The following is a 12,917-nucleotide window of genomic DNA, read 5'->3' on the forward strand; positions in this document are numbered from 1 at the left end:
GATGATGCGTCCGATCCGCGGATCGACCGGCATGCGGCCGAGTGACTTTCCGATCGCCGTCAATTCTTGTTGTTCGTCGATCGCACCAAGCTCCAGCAACGTCTGGACGCCTTCGCGGATCGATTCCGGTCGCGGCACATCCAACAGCGGCAATGAGTCCAGCGACCCGAATCCCAGCATCATGCTTTGCAACACGACCGACGCCAAGTTGGTCCGACGTATCTCGGGTGTCGTGAAGGCATCACGGGACTCAAAGTCCATCGGCGAATACAGTCGCACGCAGACGCCGGGACCGACGCGGCCGCAGCGACCGGCGCGTTGGTCCGCACTCGCACGGCTGACCGGTTCGATCGGCAATCGCTGCAGCTTGCTGCGTGGGCTGTAGCGGCTGATGCGTGCCGTGCCGGTGTCGATCACCGAGCGAATGCCGGGCACGGTCAGCGAGCTTTCGGCGACGTTGGTCGCAAAGATCAACCGTTGTTTCTGGCCGCTGGGATGAAAGATCCGTTGTTGATCCTTTTGCGGCAACCGCGCGTACAGCGGCAAGATCTCCACACGTCCCTCCAGTCCCAGACGTTTGTAGTGTCCGGCTACGCGGTGCGACACCAAACGGATGTCGCGTTCGGTGGGCAGAAAGATCAGCGTGTCACCGCCGCCGCTGTGACCGCGCGACAGATCTTTGATCCCCGCGATCACATGGTGCGCCAGGTCATACGAACGGTTCTCGTCGGCGACGTCTTCCCAAGGCAGATAACGCATCTCGACGGGATAGCCGCGGCCTTCGACGGTCAAAATCGGTGCCGGTCCTTGTTCGTCACCAAAATGTTCGGCGAACCGTTCGGCGTCGATCGTTGCCGAGGTGATGATGATTTTCAGATCCGGGCGTTTTTGTTGCAGCCCCCGCAGGTACGCGAGCAAGAAATCGATGTTCAGCGAGCGTTCGTGAGCTTCGTCGATAATGATCGTGTCGTATTGATCCAGGAATCGATCCGAACCGGTTTCCGCCAGCAGGATGCCGTCGGTCATCAATTTGATCATCGTGTCGGGGCCGGTCTGGTCGCCGAAGCGAACTTGGTAGCCGACCTGTTGTCCGAGTTGACACTGCATCTCCTCGCACAATCGCGTCGCGATGCTGCGGGCGGCCAGTCGTCGCGGCTGGGTGTGACCGATCATCGCGGCGCGACCGCGTCCGGCTTCCAGACAGAACTTGGGCAGTTGGGTGCTCTTGCCGCTGCCGGTTTCGCCACACACCACGATCACTTGACGCGACTGAATCAGTTCGATGATCTGATCCTTGTAGCCGGTGATCGGCAATTCGGCCGGATAGTCCAGTCGCGGCGTGTACGATTCGCGCTGTCGGCGTCGGGCGATCGATTGGGCCAGACGCGATTCGAATTCCTCGTTGGACAGACGCTTTTGTTGGCGGCGGAGCCGAAACTGGTCGGCCCGCATCGCATGTTCGATCACCAACTGGTCGTGGGGGATCGCTTGCGGATCCGGATCCGCGACAGGCTCCCCAGCCTGGGACGGCTCTCGGGACGCTTCCTCGCTGGCAGCCCGGGCTTCGGTGTTCGCGGGCGCGACAACGGCCTTGTCAGGTTCCGACGTTCGCTCGGGCTTCAATCGGGGGCTGGATGGTTTGAAGTTCATGGAACGGGGAAACAGGGAAAGCCGCGAAGAATTGGAGTGGAAACCACCACCCTACGAAATTTTCCGCGTCGTGACAGCGGCAGGTAAACGTGACACCACCGGCAAACCTCGTGTTCGCCCTCGCGATTGATCGTGGGGATCCATTCACCATCACCGTCAGGGGATTTGACGGAGCGAGGAAGCGGTGACGTGCGTGGTAAGAAGATTTTGGGGTAGGAAGATTACGGGGCAAGAAGATTAAGGGGAGACGGGGGGGGGCGGCGAAAAAGGATCGCGAAAGGCGATGTCCTCATCCCGGAGGGATCCCAGCGAGTAGCCGGAGGTCAGCGCAGCGCCACCTCCGGACACCGCCCCGGCTCCACCCCACGACCCCGGACGGGGTCGCAGCGAGTTCCAGCAGACCCAGGCAAGAGTCAACGACCGAGCGGCGTGATCGTGATCCAAGACGCGAAATCCCAGCCGGCAGACACTGTGTCTGCGGGCCGGGCATCACCCACGACCCACGCTTGCTGCGATCAATTGCCTCCTTCTCCGAACCGTCCGCTTCTGAAGTCTCTTCCACGCAGTTCATCGGCGTCGTGATGCAAGCCGCGTCTTGATCTCAATGGTGCACTTCCAATCTCCGAGGGCGCTCGACTCCCAAGGAATGGCGCGTCGTGCGTTCGGTCGGTTTTGTCTTTCAATCAAAGAAAAACACCGCGGACCACACAACGCAAGTCACGGGGGAGGCGCGCGCCCGCGGAACACACAATGGGCCACAAGACATCAAGACGGTGACCGTATCGAAACGCTGACGACCTGCGGCCAGAGGATTCAAGAAGCTGGCGTCAGCCTGACGCCCCGGAGTGCCACGCAACGCTGCCCCGCCATCACTGCAGGTCAACCGTCGAAGCGGAGAGCAATTCGATTAATTTCAACGGACCGCGTCACGGCGTCCCATGAGTTGACATTCCATTGGTGAAACCGAACCAACGGGCCTCTGTGTGCACGCGATTGTTACGACGCGTTTTGCAGGGAACGTATGGGTATGCCCCCAAATCTACAATCCTTGGCAACGCGATGATGGATGAGCTATTGAACGGCGTCATTCACTCGTGCGTGTTCCGTCCATCTATCATCAACGGGATTTCGTATGTGCACTTGTTTCAAGCAAGAGAATTCCCATAGCGAGTCGATATCTGTCTCGGATGGTGCTAAGTCGATGTGTAACCGTTTACAGCGAAAGAGGGCTATGAGACGATGAACGTCTGAGATGGTTAGATTGCCACCATTCACGAGGACGGAAAAAGCTCCGGGACTGAGTGAAGCATCGACATCACGTTCAGTGCGCAATCCGACCTGCATCTTGCGACTCAGAGTGGGAAGTCTGACGTTGCGAAGCTCAATACTGCGGTCACGAAGTCGTAAGATAGCGTCTAGCGTGGGTACATCTATCGATGTGTGTGTTATCAATAGATCCGCGTGGTCGCTGATTGATTGGTCATTGAGACACTCGATGACGTTCGGCGACAGTCGAAAACCGTCTAGCGTGATCTCTGTCGCCGACAGTTGTGCCAGTTGCCGGGCCTGTTCCTCCGAGAGCGACTCGCCATAGAGCTTTACTCTCTTCGCAGTTTTGATTCTTGAAAGATCTCCTGTGAGAGAATCAACGTTTTCGATGGTTAATTGATATTTGTTTCTTAATCCAGCGAGGGCTTCACCATCCGCAGTTGTGAAATTCGACAAACTGAATTGAATCGTTGCCGCGTCGGTACCGTTGAGCCAGTCAATGAGTTCGGGGGCGATTGGTCCGGAGTCACCGAAAACGCGATGCAATGCGATCCGTGAAACGACGGAGCGATCGATGGCTGTGAATCGGACCGACTGCAACTCCGACAACGATCCACTTAGGGTGGTCAATTGGGAAAGGCAGTCGGGGCCAATTCGGGTGGCAACCCATGTTGGTAGCATATTGCCGGATTGATCACGTTGCCATTCACCGACTTGGCTTGCGGATCTCACTCGAAACTGCATTCGTGTGCCGCGAAGGATACTGATCGATCTTTCTCTCTGTACAAACGGTTGCAAATGGCGCGTTGTGACCAGAACCAGCGACGCCACGAAGGGCAGTCCGACGACCAGCATGGCCAGAGTTAGTTTGCCGCGAAGTTGAATTAGACGGCAACTCATAAATCCCAGCAATGCAGCTACTGCACTAAGTGCAACCGCTAACATCTGCTGGTCAGAAACATGCACGGTACCAGAATAGGTAGGCACGACTACAAGCAGAGAACATAGATAGGGGAGTAGTCGCCCAGACCAATCAATGCCGGATATCATGTCTTGGTGAAAATTCGAGGCTTGTTTGAATTGGGGGCAACGCTGTATTCGACCATATTCATATTGAGTCGTAACTGTTCTATTACCTGGTCAGCCGAAATGGGGCTCTGATTTGCCGTCTTATCCTTGGGTCGGCCGATCATTCGTTTCCGTATTCTCTTGTTTTCGACTGAACTTGCAAACCTAGGGCTGGCCCGGGAACAGTCTGAAGGGGCGGATTTCGAGATTTCCGGCCGAGGTGGGGCTGGTCAGCTCGAAAGCTTCACGTTGCGGCTTGGTCTTTCAGCGGATTCTTGTTCCACTTTCTGCCTGCACGGGATGGGACCTGCAGACAGCAAGGATGTCTGGCAAAACGAACGGGGAAACGGCACTTGGACATGCACGTTTGCGAGGTGCTGACTGGAGACCCGGGGACTTGCGTAAGTGGTACCGAGAGTAAAACTGCAACCAACCGAGACCACACGTCAACCGCCGAAGCGGTAAGCAACGCGATTGCGTTCAAGCGATTGCGTTCACCGAGAAATGTCCGAGAATCTTCAGAAAACCCTGAGACGAGCGCCGGTCGGTAACATCCTTGTATCAGATGCGGCGCCGAGTGCGTCGGAAGAATCCTCCGATCGTGATGCCGATGCCTCCCCAAGAGCTTGCCGAAACGTGGAACCGCTGCTCGTCGCGATTGTTGTTGATCGCTCGCGCGATCGGCGAACCGGCCGAGGATGCGGTTCAAGAGGCGTTTCTGCAGCTCGCCCGACAATCACCGACTCCGGACGACCCGTTCGCCTGGCTGGTCACCGTGACGCGAAACCAACTGTTGCAGTGGCGGCGCAGCGGAGATCGTCGCCGCCGTCGTGAGCAGACGCCGCAGGGTGCGGTTTGGTTTGACGACGCGCACCGTCAGATCGAAACCCAACTCGATGCCGAGCGAGTGACCGAAGCGCTTGTGACCCTGGAGTCCCAGACGCGACAGGTCATCGTGATGCATCTGTGGGGCGAAATGAGTTTCGACAAGATCGCCGAAGTCATCGGTTGTTCACGATCGACGGCCCATCGCACCTTCCAATCAGGAATCCGAACCATGCGACAACGATTCGAACCCTCTGCCGATGCTCGCCCTGGAGTCTCCGTGCAAGGAGTCATCAGCGATGAATGAGACAAATGATCCACTCGATGAAGCGTTCGCCGAGCAACTCCGGGCGTTGGTTCCCGCTGCGATGCCCGACGGACAACGACCAGGCGACCAACCCGGTTTGGTGAGCGTTTTGTACGAAGCGGGGTATCGCGCCGGTAGCGAGCAGCCCCTCCATCGCGTCACGCCATCACGTCGCCCCATGACTTGGCTCTCGGTCGTCGCAGCCAGCCTGTTGACGGCCGTGTTGACCACGCCGGTCGCCTATCGAGTCGGGCAACGATCCCTGGAGACAGATTCCGGTGCGACGGATTCCGGTTCCGGTACGCTGGCGGGCGGCGAGGGGGTGAACCGACAGGGCACGGTCGTTGCCGCCGACCCAACGGACGCTGAGTCACTTCGCCGCGCTGAGTCACTGCGCCGCGCTGAGTCACTGCGCCGCGCTGAAATGCAGGACGTGGACGACGACGCAAACGAGTCTGACGAATCGCCTTCGATCGCTCCGAAGACGGATTCAGAGTTCGCGCCGGCCTCGTTGGCCATCAAACCATTCGATTTCAAACAGCTCGCGCGACTGTGGCAACCCGACTGGAAATTACGTGAGCCGCCGTCCGACACACTGACCGCGTTTCATGGGGTTTCCTTGGACGATCTTCCGCGCTCCCATTGGATCGTGACTCACGATGACCCGATGATTCCCCGCGAGACACTGTCGGTCGGGGATTTTGACGCATTTTCTCTTGGACTCGAGGTCAACCCACGATGATTGTTTTCCCCGGCAAACATACCGCCCTGCTTTGCTGCTTCGCTGTGTTTGGCTGGACGCAGGTCAGCCATGGACAAGTGATGCTGTCGCCGACGGTCGAAAAAAGTGAAGCGGTGGCCGAACCGGAACCGCGCTCGCCGCCGTTGCTGCTTCATGCCCGGCCCCAAAGCGACCCTCCGCTGCGTTATCGACTGTGGCCGGCACCCGAGCGACATCGCCCGCGGAATGCGATGGTGGCGGTCAATCGATCCATGCTGTTGGTCGCTCAGGTCTCGGCGAAACAAAAACGTGACTTTTTGGATCGCTACGATGCCTGGACGGAGATCCCGATCGACGAGCTTCCGGTCGAGGATGCGAAGGCGAGCTACGCGCCGTTTGGCACCGCGATCGACGTCTTGCGGACGGGCGAGAATTGGATGGACTTGAAATACGATCTCGGTTTGGAAGACATGACGTTTGCCGAGAAGCTGGCGACGTTGCTTCCTGAGCTGCAGGAATCGCGAGACTTGGCACGTCTGCTCTGCATGCGTGCTCGCGTCGCGGCGGCTGAAAATCGCTGGGACGATGCGGTCGACGACCTACGTTTGGGATTCCGACTCTCCGAAATCACCGCCCACAGCACCAACACGCAGCTCAGTCGGTTGATCGGGATTGCGATCTCCGAATCCCTGCTCGATACGATTGAATCGATGATCCAACAGCCGAATTGCCCCAACCTGTACTGGGCGCTGGCAGGATTGCCCGTCGATCGGCTTTTTTCGATGCGTGCAGCGATCGAGTACGAATCGACGACGGCCTACCACGCCGGCAGTCTCGTCGGACTGAACGAATTGCCTGACGAAATCATCGGCGAAGCCAAGGCGTTGATTCGACTCAAGGAAATGTCCGATGCGATTGCGACGATGTTTGACTCGGTCGACACGACGGCTGAAACGACTTTCCTGCATCAATTGTCGACCGGTGTGTTGATCACGATGATGGTTCAGCCGTCTCGTCAGTTGTTGCTGGAAAACGATGACTGGGACGAACGCGTCGATGAACTCTCTGACGCCGAAGCCGTGTTGCGGGCGAGCGATTTTGAACTGACCCGGATTCGCGAGCGTTGGTTGGCTTGGTCGTTGTTGCCCGATGAATTGTGGGCCGATAACAAGGCCCGGCGTGAGGCCGCGATGAGGGTTTCACCGGACACCGTCACACTTGGAGGACAATTGGCTCGCATCATGTTGCCCTCGTTCCCAAGTGCGACCTCGCGGGGCCTGGACGTCAAACAGAAACATCATCAACTGCTGACACTCGAAGCGTTGCGGATGCACGCCGCCGAAACAGGTGCGTTGCCCGACGCGATCGACAAGCTCACCCCCGTACCAGCTTGGCTGGACCCGATCTCGCGCAAGCCGTTCGTCTACCTTCGAAAGACTGCCACCGAAGCCACCCTGTCGCGTGCGGCAGGGTCAAGCAACCGAACCAACCCGACACTCACGATCCAATTGCAGGTGACCAAATGATTCTGTTCAAACGAGCCACTGCCGCACAACGAGCCGTCGCGTTATGGATGGCCTTCAGCGCCGCTCTGTTCTCTGTCGCCGTCGGTCAAGAAGTCCGCGAAGGCCTGCCCGGTGGGGCTCTGATCAATGATCTCGCGGCAAGCCATCCCGTTTCGGCGTACATCGATGCATCAACCCTGCTGGTCGCGGAGATCGACTGGGAAAAACTGGACGTCGACGCGTTTTTTAAAACAGTCCAAAACCTGACAGGGGATCGACCCTCTGACACGGCCATGGTGAAAGATCTGATCGGAAAACTCAAAGCGGGAAAAGCCGGTCGCATCTACGTCTTGGCGGGGCAGCAAACACTCAGCGATCGCTCGCCCCTGGTTGTTATTCCGACGACGGACGCATCAACACTGTTCGATTCGATCAAAGACCTGTTCGGCGAGAACGTCCGAATCGCGCCTTCGGGGTCCGCTCTGTTGTTTGGAACGCCCGATCAACTCGATCGCATTGAATCGTTGACTCCCATCAGTCGCGACGACATCGTGACTCCGCTACGCGACGCAAATCGACTGCAACATACCGCGGTGATCACCATGCCCCACACGTCGCGCGAGTTACTGGCCAAGTTGTGGCCGGCAGCAGCACCCGACCGATTGCCTGTCAAGGTTTCACCGCGCCAGGCGGTCGCCGACATTCATCGACTGATCCTCTCCGTCCGCACTCCGCCGGATCCGCTGGTTCGCCTGTCTTTGGACACCGTCAACGACGAAGCAACCGACCGCGTCCACGAATCGTTGGCAGCGATCAAACAACAATTCGATCCGGTGCTGGCCGGCGTGACACTGAATCGCGAGCAACAACGGGTCATCGTGGAGATCGACCGCAAAACCATTGAGTTCGTTGAAACGCTGGCATCCGAAATGCGCCAATCGGCAGCCCGGTCAAAACGCGTCTCGACCATGAAACACCTGGGCATTGCGTTTTACAACTATCACAACCGCGAGAAACATCTGCCGCCCCGTTGTTTCGTCGATCGCGACGGCAATCCGCTGCACAGTTGGCTGGTCGCGGTTTTGCCGGATATCGACAACCTGGCGCTGTATCGCAGCATTCGACTCGATCTGCCATGGGATGCCGACGAGAACGCACGGCTGCGAAGGACCGTGCCCGCCGGGTTCGGCAGTCAGCAGTTGCCGGTCGGCCACACCGTCATTCGCGCCCCGGTGTTTCCCGGATCGCTGTGGCACGGGGACGGCCCGCCGAAACGACTGAAGGACATCACCGACCCGGTGGCGAACACGATCCTGCTGATCGAGGCGCCCGACGACGACTCGATTCACTGGGCCGACCCGACGCCGTGGATCATTTCCCAGGACAATCTGATGAACGATGTCTTCGGCGACCGCGACGATGCACGCGTGCTGCTTGCCGACGGATCGGTGCTGTTGCTCAAACGAGCAGACGTGGACCAACAAACACTCAAAGCGATGCTGACCATCGCCGCCGGTGATTGAGGCCAAGTGGCGTAACGCTTCCAGCTTGCGACTGCTTTGGCTGGAAGCTGACGGCCTGTTGGTTTAACCGAATCACAGGTGGGATTAGCCGAATCGCGCGAGCGTTCGGGCCTAAGCCACCAAACAATCGCACCGCGGCCCGTAGGCTCGCGCCAAACGGCTGATTAAATCAACCAGCCGTAAAGCTTCAAGAAAGGCAAGCTGGAAGCTTACCCCACTTTATTTGCCGATGGAGTTGGCGAGTTGGTCGGCTCCGTAGATGTTGCGGAGGGCTTCGAGGATTCCGACACCGGAAACGCTGACCGCACGGGCTTGTTGGTCGGTGTAGAGGTAATCGCTGGTCAGGCTTTGGATGTTGCCGTCAAAGATCAACCCGACCAGTTCACCCTTGCGATTGACCACCGGCGAACCACTGTTGCCGCCGATGATGTCCGCGGTGCAGACAAAGTTCAGTTGTGTGGACAGGTCCAATTTGTCTTTGGCTTGATTCCAAGAGGGCGGCAAATCGAAATCCGTTTGACCTTGGTGTCGGGCTTCGTGCTCGAAGGCCCCGGCAAAATCCGTTGCCGGTTCAATGCGTTCGCCGTCCTGCATGTACCCTTTGACTTGACCGTACGCCAATCGCAGCGTGAACGTCGCGTCCGGGTATCCCGATGCCCCTTGCAACTTGCTGACCGCCGCGGTGATCTTGGCATAAGCTTGGCGTTCGCGTTCATCGAGTTCTTCGTTGATGGTTCGAATCCGGCGATACTCGGGTTCCAACTTGCGTGCCAAATCGATCAACGCATCGTCGGAGCGTTTGATGTCGTCAAGCGTTCCGTCGAGATACGTTTTGCGGACGCTGATGTCGTCCAGCTTGGTACCCTCGATCAATTCGGCCGCTCGTTCACGCGGTCCCTTGCCGTCCAAGACCACGGCGACCCATTCGTTGTCGCCGCCACGACTTTCGACGAAACGGGCCAATTCATCGGCCAGTTTGACGCGCTCGAGGTCTCGGTAAATCGGTGCCGTGCTGAGCAGATCTTGGACCAGCGACTCACGGCCCGATTCGGTGAATTCCCGCAATCGCTCGCCGTTGGGTTTTTCGTCTTCGGCGGCACGCAGAACCGACGTCAGCGCCAGATCGAACAACCGCGAACGGAACGTCACGGTCTGTCCCAGCATGTTCTTCTTTTCTGCCTGCACGGCCGCGATCTCGGCAAAGGCACTTTCGGTTCCGCTCAGCTCGGGATCCGATTCGGCCGCCGCCCGCAATTTGGTTTCACGTGCCTGTTTGGTCGCGATGGTGCTGGGGTCTTGCAATCCGGCCAGCATCCCCGTGTAGGCTTTGCGGCCGTTCTGGACACCGAACAACTCGTCCCGGGCGCGGCGCGTCGCTTCGGCGCCTTCCAAGCCGAATTGCTGCAGCATGATTTCTTTGCGGCGGAGGTAATCCAACACGTACGGCAGTCTGGAGTCACGCAAAAACTTGAGCGCCTCGACGGTGAAGATCCGCTGCGTTCGCCCGGGGTTTCCGCTGACGAAGACCAAATCGCCTTCGCTGACGCCGGAATCGCTCCAGCGGAGAAAATGCTCCAGCTTGGCGGGCTTGCCGTCTTCGTAGACCCGCATGATGGTGGCATCGAGATTGTAGCGAGGGTATTCAAAGTTATCGGCGTCGCCGCCGAAGAACGCGGCTGCCGTTTCGGGAGCCCAAACCAGTCGCACGTCGGTGTATTTCTTGTAACGATACAAGTGATATTGCGCGCCGCCGAAGAGTGTCACCACGTCGCTGCGCAGACCGGTTTTGTCGGTCGACTCCTTTTCGATTTCCGCGATCACTGCCCGTCGCTGCGTCGCCGCATCGGCAACCGAAGCGTCCTTGGCAACCGCCGCATTGACACGCTCGGTCACGTCTTCGATCGAGACCAATTGGTTCAGTTCCAGATCGGGCGCTTTGAGTTCCTGGTCCAGCGACTTAGCCAAGTAACCGTCATCGATCAGGTTGCGGTCTTCCGAACTGAGTTTGTGCAACGTGTCGCTGGCGACATGATGGTTGGTCAGCACCAAACCATCGCTGGAGATGAACGATCCCGAACCGCCGCTGTTGAATCGCACCGAGGACAAACGCAACGCGTCGGCCCAAGCCTGCGAAGGCGCAAAGTCGTACTTCGATTTCAGCTGATCGACCGGCAGATCGTTGAACAAGTACATGCCTTCGTCACCAGAGGTTTCAAAGACAGGACAGAGCAAGGTCATCGTTGCCAGAGCCAAGGGGTAGAGCTTTCGCATGGTAAGTCGTGATGGAGGATTCAACAAAAGTGGCGTCAGCTTCCAGCTTGCGAATTGCAGGTTGGAAGCTTACACCACGGTGGGGATCGCAAGCTAGAAGCTTAGCCACTGGATCGCAAGCTGGAAGCTTACGCCACTTCCCAGCCGGGGCGGTAGGTTTTTTGGATCAGGGCGTCGGCCTCGGGGCAGTTGGTCGCTTTGAGATGTTTGCCGTCCCAATCGAGCGCCTTGCCGGTGCGGAAGGCAACGTTGCCCAACAACACCGACTCAGTCAGCGCACCGGAGTAATCAAAGTTGCACGTCGTTTCGGCGCCCGTTTTACAGGCGTGGATCCATTCCTGGTGATGACCGATCGAATCGGGAATCGTCGGGGTCGGCGGCTCAAAGTTTTTGAAGCTGTCTTCGGGGTACAGGCGGTAGTTGCCGTAGCTGGCAAACATTTTGCCTTCGCTACCGACAAACATCACACCACTACCGGGGACCTTTTCGCCGGCCACAGTCTTGGGGATGTGGTCGCCGTCGTACCACGTCATCTTGACCGGGACCTGCGATCCGCGGGCAGGGAATTCATAGTGGACCGTCAATCCCAGCGGGCAGGTTTCCGGATGCACTTCGGGGCCTTCGGCAGCAACGCGGGTGGGGTGTCTCAGGTCCAGCGCCCAGAAGGGCAGGTCCATGTAGTGGCATCCCATGTCGCCGAGGGTTCCTTGTCCGAAGTCCCACCAACGACGCCAGTTGGCCGGGTGATAGCGGCCTTCTTTGTAGGGGCGTTCCGGCGCCGGGCCGAGCCAGAGATCCCAATCCAAATGTTCCGGAACGGGATCGCTTGATTCGGGGCGTTCGCCGCCGCCCCAGCCTTTGCCCACCCAGACATGCACTTCGGCGACGTCACCGATCGTTCCGGCGCGAATGATTTCGACGACGCGTCGATAGTTGTTGCCGGCGTGGATCTGAGTGCCCATCTGCGTGGCGACACCCATTTCCTTGGCCGCTTCGGCGATCAGCCGCGCTTCGTGAACGGTGTGGGTCAGCGGTTTCTCACAGTAGCAATGCAGCCCGGCGCGAATGGCTCGAATCGCCGCGGGCGCATGGTTGTGGTCTGCCGTCGAGATCACGATCGCATCGGCGGTGTCGGCTTCTTCGGCGATCATTTCGCGATAGTCGCGATAGGTCTTGGCCGACGGGAATTGTGCCGCGGCTTCGGCCAGGTACTTGGAATCGATGTCGCACAAACCGACGATGTCTTCGCCCTTGACGCCATCGACATTTGCGCCGGCACGGTTGGCCGTCCCGACACAGAGCACCTTGAGCTTTTCATTAGGTGAAAGAGAATCGGCGGCACGGGTTTCACTCCACACCCCGGCGGTCAGCGCTGCGGTGGAGAGGACGGCGGAGTTCTTGAGAAATTGGCGACGTTGCATGGCGGGCTCGTTCAGGCGGGTGAAAGTCGGATGTCCGCGGAACATTCTAGCCAATCGAATCAAAACGAGTGTGGGTGGTGCGGCAAGATATCCGGAGGTGTCGCTGCGCTCAGCTCCGGCTACCGGCTTTGACCCCGTTGGGCAACGCTGTGAAGCATTTTTTAGCGGTAGGCCGCGAGTCCAATACCGCTCAATCGACATTGGTGGGCGCCGCTCGCGCTGGCGCGGACCGGCTGATATCGATTGATGATCAGCCGTTTGGCGCGAGCCTACGGGCCCTGCGTCGGCCAAAACCTTGTCGATTGAGCGGTATTGTTCGCGAGCCCTCCGGTGTTTCGGGAACGATGAAAGACCGGA

General features: G+C 58.6%; 8 protein-coding genes. 4 read left to right on the forward strand and 4 right to left on the reverse strand.

Translation table 11 applies throughout. The features are described 5' to 3' along the window. Both ABX749_RS06415 and ABX749_RS06420 read right to left on the reverse strand, forming a co-directional pair. Positions 1 to 1,650, reverse strand: a 1,650-nt coding sequence (locus tag ABX749_RS06415; protein ID WP_372895245.1) for an ATP-dependent RNA helicase, incomplete at its 3' end; no start/stop codon positions are given. Between the two features lie 1,071 nt (positions 1,651 to 2,721). Next, on the reverse strand, positions 2,722 to 3,906 hold the full coding sequence (locus ABX749_RS06420) for a hypothetical protein (protein WP_372895246.1): 1,185 nt from the start codon (positions 3,904 to 3,906) through the stop codon (positions 2,722 to 2,724). Positions 3,907 to 4,591: 685 nt separating this feature from the next. Between ABX749_RS06420 and ABX749_RS06425 the strand changes: the two genes are divergently transcribed. From ABX749_RS06425 to ABX749_RS06440, 4 genes are read left to right on the forward strand one after another with little or no spacing between them, the layout of a single operon-like run. After that, entirely contained in the window at positions 4,592 to 5,119 is a 528-nt protein-coding gene (locus ABX749_RS06425) for a sigma-70 family RNA polymerase sigma factor (RefSeq protein WP_372895247.1), read from the forward strand. Then, the gene (locus ABX749_RS06430; protein WP_372895248.1) at positions 5,112 to 5,861 is read left to right on the forward strand and encodes a hypothetical protein; all 750 of its coding nucleotides are present in this window, start codon (positions 5,112 to 5,114) and stop codon (positions 5,859 to 5,861) included. Before ABX749_RS06425 ends, ABX749_RS06430 begins: the two co-directional genes overlap by 8 nt. Further along, complete coding sequence (locus ABX749_RS06435) at positions 5,858 to 7,366, forward strand: hypothetical protein (RefSeq protein WP_372895249.1); 1,509 nt, start codon at positions 5,858 to 5,860, stop codon at positions 7,364 to 7,366. The genes ABX749_RS06430 and ABX749_RS06435 overlap by 4 nt, the downstream gene beginning before the upstream one ends. Next, a complete protein-coding gene (locus ABX749_RS06440) occupies positions 7,363 to 8,868 on the forward strand; it encodes a DUF1559 domain-containing protein (protein ID WP_372895250.1) in 1,506 nt (501 codons plus the stop codon). Before ABX749_RS06435 ends, ABX749_RS06440 begins: the two co-directional genes overlap by 4 nt. Positions 8,869 to 9,087: 219 nt before the next feature. On the opposite strand, the gene ABX749_RS06445 is transcribed toward ABX749_RS06440, so the two are convergent. Together ABX749_RS06445 and ABX749_RS06450 are read right to left on the reverse strand one after the other, a co-directional pair. After that, positions 9,088 to 11,139 (reverse strand): S46 family peptidase, encoded by a 2,052-nt coding sequence (locus ABX749_RS06445; protein WP_372895251.1) that lies wholly within the window; start codon positions 11,137 to 11,139, stop codon positions 9,088 to 9,090. A 128-nt stretch (positions 11,140 to 11,267) separates the two neighbouring features. Beyond that, positions 11,268 to 12,560, reverse strand: a complete 1,293-nt coding sequence (locus tag ABX749_RS06450; RefSeq protein WP_372895252.1) for a Gfo/Idh/MocA family oxidoreductase — start codon at positions 12,558 to 12,560, stop codon at positions 11,268 to 11,270. Between the last annotated feature and the right edge of the window lie 357 nt (positions 12,561 to 12,917).

This window comes from Stieleria sp. (assembly GCF_041595215.1).
Classification (GTDB): Bacteria; Planctomycetota; Planctomycetia; order Pirellulales; family Pirellulaceae; genus Stieleria; species Stieleria magnilauensis.